Annotated in this window: 13 protein-coding genes; 12 read left to right on the top strand and 1 reads right to left on the bottom strand. The window is 70.3% G+C overall.

What is annotated here, in order from left to right:
* Positions 1 to 108 precede the first annotated feature (108 nt).
* Positions 109 to 1,047, top strand: a complete 939-nt coding sequence (locus MBA17_RS38275) for a sigma-70 family RNA polymerase sigma factor (RefSeq protein WP_238502510.1) — start codon at positions 109 to 111, stop codon at positions 1,045 to 1,047.
* 171 nt (positions 1,048 to 1,218) lie between these two features.
* On the opposite strand, the gene MBA17_RS38270 is transcribed toward MBA17_RS38275, so the two are convergent.
* Positions 1,219 to 2,283, bottom strand: coding sequence for an ROK family transcriptional regulator (locus tag MBA17_RS38270; RefSeq protein ID WP_238502509.1), 1,065 nt, complete (start codon positions 2,281 to 2,283; stop codon positions 1,219 to 1,221).
* A gap of 113 nt (positions 2,284 to 2,396) precedes the next feature.
* Here MBA17_RS38270 and MBA17_RS38265 point away from each other — a divergent pair, with 113 nt between their 5' ends.
* The 11 genes from MBA17_RS38265 (at position 2,397) to MBA17_RS38215 (ending at position 15,888) form a co-directional block, all read left to right on the top strand.
* On the top strand, positions 2,397 to 3,656 hold the full coding sequence (locus tag MBA17_RS38265; protein ID WP_238502508.1) for a Gfo/Idh/MocA family protein: 1,260 nt from the start codon (positions 2,397 to 2,399) through the stop codon (positions 3,654 to 3,656).
* Positions 3,653 to 4,906 (top strand): ABC transporter substrate-binding protein, encoded by a 1,254-nt coding sequence (locus tag MBA17_RS38260; protein WP_238502507.1) that lies wholly within the window; start codon positions 3,653 to 3,655, stop codon positions 4,904 to 4,906. The genes MBA17_RS38265 and MBA17_RS38260 overlap by 4 nt, the downstream gene beginning before the upstream one ends.
* A 28-nt stretch (positions 4,907 to 4,934) precedes the next feature.
* Positions 4,935 to 5,867: a carbohydrate ABC transporter permease gene (locus tag MBA17_RS38255; RefSeq protein ID WP_238502506.1), complete on the top strand. Its 933-nt coding sequence runs from the start codon at positions 4,935 to 4,937 to the stop codon at positions 5,865 to 5,867.
* Positions 5,864 to 6,679 carry a carbohydrate ABC transporter permease gene (locus tag MBA17_RS38250; protein ID WP_238502505.1) on the top strand — a complete coding sequence of 272 codons (816 nt, stop codon included), beginning with the start codon at positions 5,864 to 5,866 and terminating at the stop codon, positions 6,677 to 6,679. The genes MBA17_RS38255 and MBA17_RS38250 overlap by 4 nt, the downstream gene beginning before the upstream one ends.
* Positions 6,680 to 6,977: 298 nt before the next feature.
* Entirely contained in the window at positions 6,978 to 8,297 is a 1,320-nt protein-coding gene (locus MBA17_RS38245) for an ammonium transporter (RefSeq protein WP_238502504.1), read from the top strand.
* Positions 8,294 to 8,632: a P-II family nitrogen regulator gene (locus tag MBA17_RS38240; protein WP_238502503.1), complete on the top strand. Its 339-nt coding sequence runs from the start codon at positions 8,294 to 8,296 to the stop codon at positions 8,630 to 8,632. The genes MBA17_RS38245 and MBA17_RS38240 overlap by 4 nt, the downstream gene beginning before the upstream one ends.
* 8 nt (positions 8,633 to 8,640) lie before the next feature.
* Entirely contained in the window at positions 8,641 to 10,929 is a 2,289-nt protein-coding gene (locus tag MBA17_RS38235; RefSeq protein ID WP_238502502.1) for a [protein-PII] uridylyltransferase, read from the top strand.
* A gap of 130 nt (positions 10,930 to 11,059) precedes the next feature.
* The gene (locus tag MBA17_RS38230; protein ID WP_238502501.1) at positions 11,060 to 14,458 is read left to right on the top strand and encodes a sensor histidine kinase; all 3,399 of its coding nucleotides are present in this window, start codon (positions 11,060 to 11,062) and stop codon (positions 14,456 to 14,458) included.
* 55 nt (positions 14,459 to 14,513) lie between these two features.
* The gene (locus MBA17_RS38225) at positions 14,514 to 14,936 is read left to right on the top strand and encodes a roadblock/LC7 domain-containing protein (protein ID WP_455432932.1); all 423 of its coding nucleotides are present in this window, start codon (positions 14,514 to 14,516) and stop codon (positions 14,934 to 14,936) included.
* A 21-nt stretch (positions 14,937 to 14,957) separates the two neighbouring features.
* Complete coding sequence (locus tag MBA17_RS38220) at positions 14,958 to 15,320, top strand: DUF742 domain-containing protein (protein WP_238502500.1); 363 nt, start codon at positions 14,958 to 14,960, stop codon at positions 15,318 to 15,320.
* 10 nt (positions 15,321 to 15,330) lie between these two features.
* Positions 15,331 to 15,888, top strand: coding sequence for a GTP-binding protein (locus tag MBA17_RS38215; RefSeq protein ID WP_238502546.1), 558 nt, complete (start codon positions 15,331 to 15,333; stop codon positions 15,886 to 15,888).

The raw sequence follows: 15,888 nt of genomic DNA, 5'->3' as shown, positions 1-15,888 counted from the left end.
CCAGAACCGTCCTGTGGGCGTATCCCTTGAGGGAATCTTTGCCCTGGACCACTCGTTGGTCGAGACAGGACGGAACGTTCGGGCGCGGCGGGAACGAGGTGCCAGGGGATGGCAAGGCCCACGGGGAATCGTACGCAGGACCAGCAGGTCTCCGACCGAGACCTACTGGGCACCTATCTGGCTGAGATCGGCAGGGTTCCACTGCTCACCGCGGCCGAGGAGGTCGAACTGGCCAAGCGTATCGAGGCCGGCCTCTTCGCCGAGCAACTGCTCGACCGCGCCCTGCCGGAGCCGCGGGTCGGCGACGCCAGGGACGAGGAGCTCGAACGGCTGGCCATCTCGGGCCAGCGGGCGAAGGACGAGTTCATCCAGGCCAACCTGCGGCTGGTGGTCGCCGTCGCGCGGAAGTACTCCGGGCGGGGCATGCCGCTGATCGACCTGGTCCAGGAGGGGAACCTGGGGCTGGTCCGCGCGGTGGAGAAGTTCGACTATCGGCGCGGCTACAAGTTCTCCACCTACGCGACCTGGTGGATCCGCCAGTCGGTCGGCCGCGCGATCCACGAGCAGGCCCGCCCGGTGCGGCTGCCCACCCACGCGGGGGAGCAGATGACCCGGCTGATGCGGGTGCGCCGTGACATGCTGGCCGAGTTCGACGTGGAGCCCACCGACGCCGACCTGGCCGCCGTGCTGGAGCTGCCGATCGAGCGGGTCAAGGAGCTGCGCCGCTGGGCCTCCGACCCGGTCTCGCTGCAGCTCGGCGTGGGCGACGAGGACGAGACCGAGCTGGGCGACATGATCGCCGACGACACCTGGGCCGATCCCGAGCAGCAGGCCATCGACGTGCTGGAGCGTGAGCGGCTCGACCACTGGCTGACCGGCCTTGAGGGGCAGGTCCGCGAGATGCTCCGCTGGCGTTACGGCCTGATGGACGGGCGCGAGCACACCCTGACCGAGGTGGGCGAGAAGTACGGCATCGGCCGTGACCGAGCCCGCCGTATCGAGCGCGACGCCTTGGCCCGGCTGCGGAAGATGGCGACGGCGGCCTGACGGCCGCGAGCCCGTTGCAGACAAGAGCCGTGCCGCCCTGGCTCGTCCGGGGGAGTCGGCGGCATGGGCCGAGAGTGGTGACGTCTGGGCCGTCTGCGGGAGCCGCCACGGCGGCCGAGGGCGGTGCGCCGTGCTGCCGTGGCCCGCTTGCGGGAAGAGGGCGACGGCGGTCTAGTGGCCGAGAGGTTTGATCTCGCTCTCCACCTGGTCGAGGGCCATCCGGATCGCGCCCAGGGCGACGCTCTCGTCGCCGAAGGTCGAGGCGGTGATCTCCGGGGCGTTGAGGCACATGGCGGCGAGGTGCGCGCGGAGCGGGTCGAGCAGGTGGTCGCCCGCCTTGGAGAAGCCGCCGCCGACCACCACCAGCTCGGGGTCGATGGCGAGCACCAGGGCGGCGGTGCCCTGGGCGAGCTGGCGGGCGTAGCGGTCGACGGCGAGCAGCCCGTCGCGCTCCCCGCGCGCGGCTGAGCCGAAGACGGTCTCGCCGGCCGCTTCCCTGGTCAGCTCCACCGCGGCGTCCTCCCAGCCGAGCAGGCGCAGGGTGCCGATCTCGGCGGCGGCGCCGGTGCGGCCCAGGTGGGGGCGACCGCCGATGAGGATGCCGGAGCCGAGGCGGTGCCCGGCGAGCACGTAGACCACGTCGTCCGCGTGCCGGGCGCTGCCCCGCCAGTGTTCCGCCACGGCGGCCAGGTTCGCGTCGTTGCCGGCCAGGCCCGTGCAGCCGAACCATCGGCCGACCTGGGCGGCGAGGTCGAGCCCTGTCCAGCCGGGCAGCACCACCGACAACGTCACCCTGCCCGAGCGGTCGACGATGCCTGCGGTGCCCGCCGCCACGGCCATCAGGCGGGTGCGCACGATCCCGGCCGCGGCCACGCAGTCGTTTCCCACCTGGCGCAGCGCGGCGAGCCGTTCGGGCGCCGGGGTGTCCTCGGCCACCGGGGCCCGCTCGGTGGCGACCACGTTGCCGTCGAGGTCGGCGACCATCGCGAGCACCTTGTGCGCGCCCACGTCGAGCCCCAGCACGTAACCGGCGTCGGCTCTGAACCTGAAGCGCCTGGCGGGCCGTCCGAGCCCGCCCTCGCTCGGCGCGATCTCCTCGGCCAGCCCCTGTTCCGCCAGCTCGCCGAGCACCGCCTCCACGGTCTGCCTGGACAGCCCGGTAGCCCGCGCGAGCTGCGTCAACGTCGGCTGGTCGCCGCTGCGGAGGGCGCGCAGCGTCGCCCGGGTGTTGACCAAGCGGAGGAGGTTTCCGTCACCCTTTTGCATAACACTCCACATTGACTCGCCGTGGTCAGCACTCTACCATCCACCGATATATGTAACCGCCTTACATAAAGAGGGTCGCCCGCATGATCACAATTGCCGTCGTAGGTGTCGGCTCGCGAGGGAGTGCCTACGCGCGCCATGCCGTACGGAGTGGTGCGCGCGTGGTGGCGATGGCGGAACCCGACGACGTACGGCGGAGCCGGGCGGCGGCGGAGTTCCCCGACGCCGAGATGTTCACCGACTGGCGTGAGCTGGCCGGGCGGCCACGCGTCGCCGACGCCGTGATCATCGCCACCCAGGACGCCGACCACGTCGGGCCCGCCGTCCGCTTCGCCGAGCTGGGCTACCACATCCTGCTGGAGAAGCCGATGGCCGTCCGGGAGGACGACTGCGTCAGGATCGTCGAGGCCGCCGAGCGGGCCGGCGTCATCTTCGGCGTGTGCCACGTGCTCCGCTACACGCCCTACACCCGTGCGCTCAAGGCGATCCTCGACGCGGGGCGGATCGGCGAGATCGTCAGCATCGAGCACCTGGAGCCGGTCGGCTGGTGGCACTACGCCCACTCCTATGTGCGCGGCAACTGGCGGCGGACCGACGAGTCCACCTTCATGCTGCTGGCCAAGTCGTGTCACGACCTCGACTGGCTGCACCACCTGGTGGGCCGCAGGGTGCTGCGGACGTCCTCGTTCGGCGGCCTGCGGCACTTCCGCCCGGAGAACCGGCCGGCGGGAGCGGCCGACCGCTGCCTCGACTGCGCGGTCGAGGCCGACTGCGCCTACTCCGCCCCGCGCACCTACCTGCCCTTCCTCGGCGATCCGGAACGGGAGACCTGGCCGCTCTCGGTGGTCACCCCGGACCTGACGGAGGAGGGCGTGCTCAAGGCGTTGCGCGAGGGCCCCTACGGCCGCTGCGTCTACGCCTGCGACAACGACGTGGTCGATCACCAGGTGGTCAACCTGGAGTTCGAGGGCGGTACGACCGCCTCGTTCACCATGACCGCCTTCACCCAGCTGGCCTTCCGCAAGACCCGGATCTTCGGCACCCGCGGCTCCGTCGAGGGCGACGGCAGCACGTTGTCGATCTTCGACTTCCTGACCGGCGAGACCGAGGTCCTCGACATCGCGGAGGACGGCGGGCCCTCCGCCGCCGGCGGCCACGGCGGCGGTGACGAGGGACTGGTGACGGCCTTCCTGGACGCCGTGCGCAGCGGCGACCCATCGCCGATCCTCTCCGCGCCGCGGGAAAGCCTGCACAGCCACTCGGTGGCGTGGGCGGCCGAGCGGTCGCGCCTCACCGGTGCCGTCGTCGCCCTCGGCGAGACCCCCCGAAAGGAAACCTCATGAGAGCCATCTCCGTCGTCGCGGCCACCGCCGCGCTCGGCCTCGTCGCCGCCTGCGGGTCGGAAGCGCCCGGACCGCAGGCGCAGAACGACGACGGGCGCGGGCCGATCACGTTCGTGTCCACCAAGTTCGACGCGGAGGCCACCCAGATCCTGGTGGCGGACTGGAACGCCGCGCATCCCGAGGAGAAGGTCACCTCGGTGCTGCTGCCGGAGAGCGCGGACGAGGGGCGGCGCAAGCTGATCCAGAACGCGCAGACCAAATCCGATGGGATGGACGTCGTCGTCCTGGACGCCGTCTGGACGGCCGAGTTCGCCGCCAACCGGTGGGTCGACGAGCTGCCCGAGGCCGGCCTCGACATCCCCGCCTTCCTGCCGCCCGCCGTGGAGACGGGGAAGTACCGCGGCAAGCTGTATGCGATGCCGTTCCTCACCGGCACCGGCCTGCTCTACTACCGCAAGGATCTGGTCGAGAAGCCCCCGACGACCTGGGCGGAGATGAAGGCCGCCTGCGAGAAGGCGCTCGCCAAGGAGAAGGGGATGGGCTGCTACGCGGGCCAGTACGACAAGTACGAAGGGCTCACCGTCAACTTCGCGGAGGCCGTGCAGTCGGCCGGCGGCTCGCTGCTCGACGGTTCCGGCAAGCCGTCCCTGACCGACGGCAAGGCCAAGGAGGCGCTGACCTTCCTGGTGGACGGGTTCGCCGACGGGCTGATCCCCAAGGAGGCGATCACCTACAAGGAGGAGGAAGGCCGTAACGCCTTCGAACGCGGCAAGTTCCTCTTCTACCGCAACTGGGCCTATATGTACGAGCAGTCCAACAAGACCGACGGTCCCAGCCAGGTGGCGGGCAAGTTCGACGTGGCCCCGCTGCCCGGACTCGACGGCCCCGGCTCCGGCACGCTCGGCGGCAACAACATGGCGGTGTCGTCGTACTCCAAGCACAAGCAGACGGCCAGGGACTTCATCGCCTATATGACCGGCGCCGAGCAGGAGAAGAAGTTCGCCATGAGCAACTCCTCCCCGCTCGCCAGGACGGCGTTGTACGAGGACCCGGAGCTGATCGAGAAGTATCCCTACCTGCCCGCGTTGAAGGACGGCATCCTGGCCGCCAAGCCGCGCCCCCAGGCCGTGAAGTACGGCGACGTCACCGCGGCCGTCCAGGAGTCCGTGTACGGCGCGATCACCGGCACCCGCACGGTGGACGAGGCGCTGACCGGCCTGCAGGGCACCCTCGGCGACCTGATCAAGTAGGCCCGGCCATGACGGAAGGAGGTGGCCGGTGAGCGGCGCGGCGAACCGGCGGCGCGGGCCCCGCGAGCGGGCCGGGCAGAGCCGGCTCGCCGCCCTCATGCTGTCCCCGACCCTGGTCGTGCTGGCCCTGGTCGTGCTGTATCCCCTCCTCTCCGCGGTGCGGGAGTCCTTCTACACCAGCGGGGAGACGCTCGACGCCGACGGCTTCGTGGTCGAGGGCGAGCGGTTCGCCGGCCTGGCCAACTACTCGGGCGTGCTCGGCGAGCGGTTCGTCAACGCGCTGGCCAACACCACGCTCTTCACGGTGGCCACCGTCTCGATCGAGGTGGTGCTGGGCGTGCTGATGGCGCTGGTCATGCACCGGGCCTTCCGCGGCAGGGGCTTCCTGCGGGCCAGCATCCTCATCCCGTGGGCGGTCCCCACCGCCGTCTCGGGCCTGATGTGGCGATGGATCTTCCAGGCGGACGGCGTCGCCAACACCATCATCGGCCAGCAGATCCTCTGGACGACGGAGGGCGTGCAGGCCAAGATCGCGGTAATCGTCGCCGACACCTGGAAGACCGCGCCCTTCGTGGGCCTGCTCGTGCTGGCGGGGCTCCAGATCATCGCCGGCGAGGTCTACGAGGCGGCCCGGGTCGACGGCGCGTCCGCCTGGCAGACGTTCTGGCGGATCACCCTGCCGCTGGTGCGCCCGGCCCTGCTGGTGGCCGTGCTGTTCCGGATGATGGACGCGCTGCGCGTCTTCGACCTGCCGTACGTGCTGATCGGGCCGCGCAAGCATTCGGTGGAGACGTTGTCGGCGCTGATCTGGGACGAGGCCACCAGGGTCCACTACGGGCCCGCCTCGGCGTACGGCACGATGCTCTTCCTCTACATCGCGCTGATCGCGTTCGTCTTCGTCAAGCTGCTCGGCGCCGATCTGCTCGCCGACGTGCGGACCCGCAGGAGGGTGGCCTCGTGAAGCGCGTGCTGACCGGACTGGGGGTCGCCGCGATCGTGGCGTACTGCCTGATCCCGTTCTACTGGATGGTCGTCTCCAGCTTCCGGCGCACGGCGGACATCTACCACCAGACGCCGCTCCCCTCGCCGTGGTCGCTGGAGAGTTACGCCGGGGTGTTCGACGAGGGGACGGGGTTCGGGCAGGCGTTGCTCAACAGCGCGGTGGTGGCGGTGGTCACCACGGCGGTCACCCTGCTGATCGGCACCCTGGCGGCGTACGCGCTGGCCAGGCTGGACTTCCGGGGCAAGAACGTCATCCTGGCGCTGATCATCGCGGTCTCGATGTTCCCCGGCGCGCTGCTGGTGGTGCCGCTGCTGAAGCTGTTCACCTCGATCGGCTGGATCAACAGCTACCAGGCGATGATTCTGCCGAGCATGTCGTTCGCGCTGCCGCTGACCGTGTGGAACCTGACCACCTTCTTCCGGCAGATGCCGCGCGAGCTGGAGCACGCCGCGATGATCGACGGCTGCTCGGCGTTCGACGCGTTCCGCAAGGTGATCCTGCCGGTGGCGGCGCCCGGCGTGTTCACCACGGCGATCCTCGCCTTCATCGTGACCTGGAACGAGTTCATCATCGCGGTCACGATGGTCAACGACGTGGACCGGCAGACCGCGACGGTCCGGATCGCCCAGTTCACCGGGGCGGCCAAGTTCGCCACGCCGTTCGGCACCCAGATGGCCGCCGGGGTGCTCGTCACCATCCCGTTGGTGATCCTGGTGCTGTTCTTCCAGCGGCGGATCGTGGCCGGACTCACCGCGGGAGCGGTCAAGTAGGGGAGCACCTCCGCCGAGGGCTGTTGTTTGGGTGGATGTATCACCATTTATTGGCCTGTCCGAAACATGGCTGAAACACCACTGGGCCGAGATTCACGAGTGCGAAACACACAAGGTCGTGGCTTGAAACGGCTGAATACGACGCTGTGCCGCAAGGGAGAGGAAGTCGCGGCGTGAGCCGGGGCCGAAACCTCCCCCTGAACACGTCACGTCAGTGCGCAGCCGGTCGATGAAGTCCTGGAGGCGTTACTGCGGCGGGTACCACCGGCAACGCCAATTGGAAGGAGGGTCGCTTCGAATGGAGATCGATAGCGGCTCCACAGCCTGGATGCTCATGAGCACCGCACTCGTGCTTTTGATGACGCCAGGTCTCGCCTTTTTCTACGGGGGCATGACCAGGGCCAAGAGCGTGCTGAACATGATGATGATGTCGTGGGTCAGCATCATCGTCGTGACGATCGCCTGGGTCCTCTACGGCCACTCGCTCGCCTTCGACGCTGCCGGGGACGGCGAAGGCATCGTCAACCAGTTCATCGGCGGCCTCGACAACATCGGGCTCGCCGGTCTCGTCGAAACGGCCACCAAGACAGACGGCACCGGCATGCCGAACCTCGTCTTCTCCGCCTTCCAGATGACCTTCGCGATCATCACGGTAGCCCTGATCAGCGGCGCGCTCGCCGACCGGGCCAAGTTCGGCGCGTGGGTGGTCTTCGCCCTCGTGTGGGCGACGACCGTGTACTTCCCGGTGGCCCACTGGGTGTGGGGCGGCGGCTGGCTGAGCAAGCTCGGCATCGAGGACTTCGCCGGCGGAACGGTCGTCCACATCAACGCGGGAGCCGCGGCCCTGGCCGTCGTCCTCGTCCTGGGCAAGCGGGTCGGCTGGCGCAAGGATCCGATGCGCCCGCACAACCTGACCCTGGTCCTGCTCGGCGCCGGCCTGCTCTGGTTCGGCTGGTTCGGCTTCAACGCGGGCTCCGAGCTCGCCGTCGACGGCACCACCGGCCTGGCGTTCATGAACACGCAGATCGCCACCGCGGTCGCGGCCGGCGCCTGGATCCTGGTGGAGAAGCTCCGCGACGGGCACTCCACCACCCTCGGTGTCGCCTCCGGCGCCGTGTCCGGCCTGGTGGCGATCACCCCCGCCTGTGGTTTCGTCGATCCGTGGGCCGCGTTCGTGATCGGCGCGCTCGCCGGTGCGATCTGCTCCTACGCGGTCGGCCTGAAGTACCGGCTCGGCTACGACGACTCCCTCGACGTGGTCGGCGTGCACCTGGTCGGCGGGGTCGTCGGCGCCGTGGCCCTGGGCTTCGTCGCCGCCTACCCCTTCGCCGAGGGCCAGAACAAGGGCCTGTTCTACGGCGGGCCCATCTCGCAGCTCGGCGTCCAGGTGCTCGGCCCGGTCGCCGTCGGCCTCTACTCCTTCGTCGTCTCGTGGATCATCGCTAAGATCATCGACAAGACGATGGGCTTCCGGCTCGCCCAGGACGACGAGGTCACCGGCATCGACATCACCACTCACGCCGAGACCGGTTACGACCTCGGCACCGTCCACGCCTCCGGCGTGTCCTCCGCCAACGGCCCGGGTGTGCCGTCAGGCGCCAAGAAGGTGGACGCATGAGACTGATCACCGCGGTCATCAAGCCCTTCAAGCTCGATGACGTGAAAGCCGCTCTTGAGCAGTTCGGTGTCAAGGGCATGACGGTAAGCGAAGCCAGCGGGTACGGCCGGCAGCGCGGTCACACCGAGGTCTACCGCGGCGCCGAGTACCAGGTGGACCTGGTGCCCAAGGTGCGCCTGGAGGTCCTCGCGGAGGAAGAGGACGCGGAGGACGTGATCGACGTCATCGTCAAGGCCGCGCAGACCGGCAAGATCGGCGACGGCAAGGTCTGGTCCGTGCCGGTGGACGTGGTGGTCAGGGTCCGCACCGGTGAACGCGGGCCGGAGGCTCTGTAGCCGAAATGATGAGAGGCGACGCTCGCTCGTTCGCTCCGGCCCGTAAAGAGCGGGCCGGAGACATCGACCGGTGGCTGACCGACCTGCTGCGTACGGCGTGTGCCATGCCGTACTCGCGGGAGCGGGAGGCCAGGAGCGGGGCGCAGGTCGCCGACGAGCGCGGCGCCACAGCGGGCGTCGCGCTCGTCGCGGTCGGCAGCCTGGGGCGGGGCGAGCTCGCCCCCGGCAGCGACCTGGACCTCGTCCTGCTGCACAACGGCAGAGACGACGTCGCCAAGATCGCGGACCGGATCTGGTATCCGGTCTGGGACTCCGGGATCGGGCTCGACCACTCGGTGCGCACCGTCGAGGAGGCGGCGAAGGTCGCCCGCGAGGATCTCAAGGCGGTGCTGGGCCTGATCCAGGCCAGGCACGTGGCCGGAGATCCCGAGCTGACCAGGTCGGCGCGGGAACTGGTGCTCGCCGAGTGGCGCGCGGACTCCCGGCGGCGGCTGATGGACCTCCGCGAGTCGGCCGACAAGCGGTCGGAGCCGAGCGGCGAGCTGGCCTTCCTGCTCGAACCCGATCTGCGCGACTCGCGCGGTGGGCTCCGTGACGTGCAGGCGATGCAGGCCGTGGCCGCCGCCTGGGTCGCCTCCGCCCCCGGACCGAGGGTCCGCGAGGCGTACGAGTTGCTCCTCGACATCCGGCACGCGCTGCACGTCGTCACCGCACGCGGCACCGACAGGTTGGTACTCCAGGAACAGGACGCCGTGGCGGGTACGCTCGGGCTCCTGGATGCTGAGGCGTTGATGAGACGGCTGGCCGAGGCCGGCCGTACGATCTCACATGCTTTCGACGGCACCTGGCGGACGGTCGACCGACTGCTGTCCGGACCCATGCCCCGTGGCCGCAAACCGCTCGCCGACGGCGTGGTGGAACACGGCGGCGAGGTCGTGCTCGCGCGCGGCGTGAGCCCGCGCAAGGACCCGGTGCTGATCCTGCGCGCCGCCGCGGCCGCCGCCGAAGCCGGGTTGCCGCTGGCGCCCGCGACGGTCACCGCGCTGGCCACCCAGTCGCCCCCGATGCCGGTGCCCTGGCCCGACGAGGCGCGTGACGCGCTGGTCGCCCTGCTGGGCGCTGGTCGCGCCGCCGTACCGGTCTGGGAGGAGATGGACCAGGCGGGCGTGCTGGTGCGACTGCTGCCCGACTGGGAGCGGGTACGGCACCGCCCGCAGCGCAACCCCGTGCACCGTTTCACCGTCGACCGCCACCTGATCGAGACGGCGGCCGGAGCCGCGGCGTACACCCGTGACGTGTCCCGCCCCGACCTGCTGCTCATCTCCGCCCTGCTGCACGACATCGGCAAGGGCTGGCCCGGTGACCATTCGACCACCGGCGAGGTGGTCGCCCGGGACATCGGCGCGCACATCGGGTTGTCGCCCGCCGACGTCGACACGCTGGCCGTCGTGGTGCGCCACCATCTGCTGCTCCCCGAGACCGCGACCCGCAGAGACCTCGACGACCCGGTGACGATCTCCCGGGTCGCCGACGCGGTGGGCACCCGCGAGGTGCTCGACCTGCTGGCGGCGCTCGCGGTGGCCGACGGGCACGCCACCGGCCCCGCGGCCTGGAACTCCTGGAAGGCCGGGCTGGTCGCCGATCTCGTACGGCGGGTCAGGTCCGTGCTGTCGGGCACGCCGCTCCGGCCGGCTCCTTCGCTGTCTCCTCAGCAGGCGTCCCTGGCACGGCACGGAGGGGGCGCCATCCGCGTCAACGGGGGCGCGGTGACCGTCGTCGCGCCCGACCGTCCCGGGCTGCTCTGGCGGGCCGCTGGGGTCCTCGCGGCGCACCGCATGGTCGTCCGCTCGGCCTCCGCCGCGTCCGCCGGCTCCACTGCCATGATCGAGTTCTCCGTGGTGCCGGAATACGGCTCGCCGCCCGATCCGGCGACCCTGGAAGCCGACCTGCGACTGGTGCTGGCCGGCCGCCTCGACATCGAGCAGCGCCTTGCCCGCCGTACCCGTTCCGTGCGTCCCGCGCGGGTCCCCGTGGCACCTCCGCGCGTCACATTGCTGGAGGACGCGTCGGCCACGGCGAGCGTGGTAGAAGTCCGGGCTCATGACCGCCCGGGGCTTCTATGGCGCATTGGCCGGGCTTTTGGTGAATGCGGACTTGACGTCCGGGCCGCGCGCGTGGAGACTCTCGGCGCGGAAGCTGTGGATGTCTTCTACGTAGTGGACCGCGCGGGTCGCCTTCTTGTGGATGAAGATCAGCGCGAACAGGTTCGCAACCAAGTGCTCGCTGCGCTACGGTAATGCGGCAGTGCTCAGCATTCTGTCACCTTTGGTAACGATTAAACCGGCTTGACCGGTCTATCCAGAATGTCTCGCGACCTTGTGGTCTGATAGGCCTGGTTTGGTTGCGACGGTTGGGGGTAGCGAGAGCGTGGCGACGGGTACTACCGAGAGCGGCCGTACCGCCAGGCGTGATCGTGGGCGGCCCTCTATCGCGAAACGCGTGTTCGCCCTGCGCAACTGGCGAGTGCGCACACGACTCACCGCGCTGATCCTGGTCCCGACCGCGGTGGGCGTCATGCTCTCCGGCGCCCGGGTGGTGACCTCCATCGAGAGCATCGCCGAACACGAGCGCACCGGCCTGGCCGCCGACTACGCCTCCCGCATCAGGGACCTGACGGAGGCCGTCGGCCAGGAGCGCGACATGGGCACCTGGGCCAGTCGTCAGAAGCGGGCCCGCTTCCAGGGCCGCGCCGTGACGCTGCAGACCGAGTACGAGGACCGGCAGAAGACGGTCGACGGACTGGTGAGCGGAGTCCGCGCCGACTTCGCGAAGATCGACTTGGTGTACGGCCCGCGTGTGGTCGAGGCGGTCCAGCAGTCGCTGATCCAGCTCGACACGCTGAAGGACCTCCGCAAGGAACACCAGTCGGCGCCCTACACCTCGCTGGTCACCGCGCTGCTCCGGGTGCACGACGAGCTCGGCCAGGTCAGCGACGACTCCACGACCATCGGTAACTTCCGCGGCCTCAGCGCCCTCGCGCACGCCAAGGAGGAGGCGTCCAAGCAGCGAGACCGTCTGCTGCTCGGATCCTTCGACCGCCGGCTGATCAGCGCGCAGGAGATGGAGGACTTCATCGCCTCCCGCGCCCGCCAGGGTGAGCGGATCGCCGAGTTCGGCGCCGAGGCGGGCGCCGAGAACGTGCAGCTCCTCTACCGGACGCTGACCGACCCCCGGCGCTACCGCGCGGAGCTGACCAAGTCGCGCGCCATCACCATCGTGAGCACCGGCGCCAACCAGCTGGAGAGCGCGCTGCTCGCGGCCTCCGACCGCGGCGAGTGGTTCGAGGACAACACGGTGTCGATCGACTCGATCAAGAAGATCGAGAAGAAGGTCGCCGACGACGTCGTCACCCGCAACCGCGAGCTGGCCGACGCCGAACAGCGCGCCGCCGCCATCGCCGGCGCCTCCATCCTGGCCCTGCTGCTCCTGGTCCTGGCCCTGACCGTGTTCATCGCCCGGTCGATGGTCTCGCCGCTGCGCCGCCTGCGCACCGAGGCCCTGGAGGTCGCCGGGTTCCGGCTGCCGAACGTGGTCCGCGACATGCGGATCACCGGCGACGCCAACCCGCCGGAGGTCCAGCCGATCTCCGTCGACTCCAGGGACGAGATCGGGGAAGTCGCCCAGGCCTTCGACGAGGTCCACCGCCAGGCCGTACGGCTCGCGGCCGAAGAGGCCGACCTGCGCGGCAACATCAGCTCCATGTTCGTCAACCTCTCGCGCCGCACCCAGACGCTGGTCGAACGGCAGATCTCGCTGATCGACGGTCTGGAGAAGGGCGAAGAGGACGGCAAGCGCCTCGGCGACCTGTTCAAGCTCGACCACCTCGCCACCCGCATGCGCCGCAACAGTGAGAACCTCCTGGTCCTCGCCGGTCACGAGCCCACCCGCAGGCGCAGCCAGCCGGCCAAGCTCGTCGACGTCGTCCGCGCCTCGCTGTCGGAGGTCGAAGACTACGAGCGGGTCCAGGTCAAGGTGCACCGCACCACCTCCGTGGTCGGCAGCGCCGCCAACGACCTCGTCCACCTGATCGCCGAGCTGGTCGAGAACGCCATCCAGTTCTCGCCCAGGAACACCCAGGTGATGGTCTCCAGCAGTCTCATCGAGGGCGGCGGCGCGCTGCTGTCGGTGAGCGACTCCGGCATCGGCATGACCGAGGAGGAGATCACCGAGGCGAACCGGCGACTCGCCGAGCCGCCCGTCGTCGACGTCTCCGTCTCCCGGCGCATGGGCCTGTTCGTGGTCGGCCGGCTGGCCCTGCGCCACGGCATCCGCGCCCAGCTCCGCCTCGCCGAGGGCAACGGCCTGATCGCCATGGTGCTCATCCCGCCGGCGCTGATCGTCGAGACCGTGCAGCAGCAGACGCCCGACTGGCCTTCCACCACCGCGACCGCCGCCAATGGCGGAGGCACGACCCAGGGGTTCGGTCCCTTCCAGCCGTCGGGGGCGAACGCGCCCACCGGTTCGCTGTTCGGCGCGGACACGGTGGCCAGGCGCGAGGGCGCAGGCGCTCCCTCGCCCATGACGAGCGACTACGGCCGGCCGCCGGCACCCGGCGGCGCCGAGCCGGGATACGGCCAGCAGCAGCCGCCCGCCGACCGGGGCTTCGGGTCACCGGCGCGGCCCGTGGGGAACACCACGGGAGGCACGGACTGGAGCTTCGGCACGCCGCCGCCCGCCGAGCCCCGGTTCCCGGCACCGCCCCAGCCGGCCCCCGAACGCGGGTACGGCACGCAGCAGCCGGAGAACGATCTCTTCGCCCGCGGCGCGCACGACAGCGGCGGGTTCCCCACCAACGTACCCGGGAGCGATCCCTTCGCCCGGGGAGTCTCCGACAGCGGCGGGTTCCCCACCGGCGCGCCCCAGAGCGACCCCTTCGCCCGCGGCGCGCACGACAGCGGCGCGTTTACCCGCGGCACCGGCGGCGCCGGCGACAGCGGCGGATTCGCCAGGCCCGAACCGCCGCGGCAGGAGCCCAGCGTCTTCGGCAGGCCCGAGCCGCCGCGCCAGGAGCCCAGCGTCTTCGGCAGGTCCGTGTCGCCCGCCGACACCAACGCCTTCGACAGCACCGCGTTCGACACCGGCGCCTTCGGACGTCCCCCGGCGCCGCAGGACAGCCGTTCCGCCGCGTCGCAGGACACCGGCGAGTTCCGCCGCAGGGATCTCGATCCCCGCGAGGCGCCACCCACCTTCTCGGCGTGGAACGCGCAGGACGACGACCCGGTCACCGCGTCGATGCCCGCAGTCGAGGTGTCTTCGCTGGAATCGGAGGAGGAGTTCCTGCCGATCTTCGCATCGGTGGAGTCCGCCTGGTTCCGCAAGCCCGACGCCCCACCGCAGCCTGACGACTCGGCACGCATCGAGGCGGAGCGCGTGGAGCGGGCGCTGAAGGAGGAGAGCGAGCGGCTGGAGGAGTGGGAGTCCGCCCGCGCGGTGGTCGACACGCCTCGCGAGGCTCCGCAGACATCCTCCGGAGACGCCTGGCGCAACGCCGCGGACGAGGGCTGGCGCGCCGCCGCGGCCGCCGCGGAGCCGTCGCTCGGCGGGGTCACCTCGGCGGGACTGCCCAAGCGCACGCCCAAGGCCAACCTCGTGCCGGGAAGGGCCGCCGCGACGCCGGCGCCCTCCGCGGCCCCCCCGATGCCCCCGGTCTCCGCCGAACGGGTCCGCAACCGGATGGCGAGCCTCCAGCAGGGCGTCCGGCGAGGGCGTGCGGAAGTACGCGACGACTCCGCTCCGAATGGGGCGGACCAGGAAGAGGGCCAGTGAGCGGGAGAAGCGCAGGACGCGGCGCCCCGACCACGCGGCCGACGAAGGAGGAGGCGTGACCACGCTGAGCCATGACGCTCGTAGGTTCGACTGGCTGATCACCGAATTCGTCCGCGGCACACCCGGTGTCGCGCACGCGGTGGTGGTCTCGGCCGATGGGCTGTGCCTGGCGAACTCGGAGGGCTTTCCCGAGGACAGAGCCGACCAGCTCGCCGCCGTGGCGGCGGGACTGCTCAGCCTGACCGTGGGGGCCTCCCGTGTCTTCGAGGGGGGCGCGGTCACTCAGACCGTGGTGGAGATGGAGCGTGGTCTGCTGCTGGTGATGGCCATCAGCGACGGTTCCGTACTCGCCGTGCTCGCCTCTCCCGAGTGCGACATGGGTCTGGTCGCCTACCAGATGACCCTCCTTGTCGATCGGGCTGGACAGGTGCTGACCCCGGCACTCCGTGCCGAGCTGCAGATATCCAGAACGCGGTGATGACGATGAATGGAGAGGTCCGTGCGCGGCGCTGACGGACACGGGGACGACGAGCCTCTCTTCCGTCCGTACGCCATGACGGGAGGTCGCGTCGAGCCTCGCTATCACCTGGCCATGGAGACGCTGATCTCTTCGTACTCCATCCCGGACAACGACATGGCCCTGCTCACCCCCGAGCAGGAGAGCATCGTGGTGCTCTGCCGATCGGTACGATCGGTGGCCGAGATCTCGGCGTTGCTGCGGGTCCCGCTGGGCGTGGCGCGTGTACTGGTGGCGGACATGGCCGATGAGGGCCTGCTCCGCCTCCACCAGCCGCGACTCAACGAGGGTCAGCCGGATCTGCACATGCTGGAAAGGGTGCTCAGTGGACTACGCAGGCTCTAGCCACGGCGGTCTGACGTCGACGAAGATTGTCGTCGCGGGCGGGTTCGGCGTCGGCAAGACCACCTTCGTGGGCGCGGTGTCGGAGATCCTCCCGCTGACCACCGAAGCCGTGATGACCGACGCGAGCGCGGGTGTCGACGACCTGTCGTTGACCCCGACCAAGTCGACCACGACCGTGGCGATGGACTTCGGCAGGGTGACCCTCGACAGGGACCTGATCCTCTACCTGTTCGGCACGCCCGGCCAGCACCGGTTCTGGTTCATGTGGGACGACCTGGTACGCGGCGCGATCGGCGCCATCGTGCTCATCGACACCCGCCGCCTCGCCGACGGTTTCCCCGCCATCGACTACTTCGAGGAGGCCAACCTCCCCTTCGTGGTCGGCGTGAACGGCTGGGACGGCGAGTTCCTGCACGTGGAGGACGAGGTGCGGGAGGCGCTGGCGCTCGCGCCGCACATCCCGATCGTCCGCTGCGACGCGCGTTCCCGCGAGTCGGTCAAGTCGACGCTCATCACGCTGGTCGAGCACGTCGTCCAGGTCAGGGCGAACCACGGCGCCCAGGTGTGA

The organism is Dolomitihabitans soli (genome assembly GCF_022213955.1).
In the GTDB taxonomy this organism is placed as follows: Bacteria; Actinomycetota; Actinomycetes; order Streptosporangiales; family Streptosporangiaceae; genus Streptosporangium_A; species Streptosporangium_A soli.
The sequence above is the reverse complement of the archived record's forward strand: the minus strand, read 5'-3'. Positions and strand labels throughout refer to the sequence as shown.

Bases quoted from the DNA above. Each gene is read 5' to 3' on its own strand.
- MBA17_RS38275 (WP_238502510.1), top strand. From the start codon at position 109: ATGGCAAGGCCCACGGGGAATCGTACGCAGGACCAGCAGGTCTCCGAC.
- MBA17_RS38265 (WP_238502508.1), top strand. From the start codon at position 2,397: ATGATCACAATTGCCGTCGTAGGTGTCGGCTCGCGAGGGAGTGCCTAC.
- MBA17_RS38260 (WP_238502507.1), top strand. From the start codon at position 3,653: ATGAGAGCCATCTCCGTCGTCGCGGCCACCGCCGCGCTCGGCCTCGTC.
- MBA17_RS38245 (WP_238502504.1), top strand. From the start codon at position 6,978: ATGGAGATCGATAGCGGCTCCACAGCCTGGATGCTCATGAGCACCGCA.
- MBA17_RS38240 (WP_238502503.1), top strand. From the start codon at position 8,294: ATGAGACTGATCACCGCGGTCATCAAGCCCTTCAAGCTCGATGACGTG.
- MBA17_RS38235 (WP_238502502.1), top strand. From the start codon at position 8,641: ATGAGAGGCGACGCTCGCTCGTTCGCTCCGGCCCGTAAAGAGCGGGCC.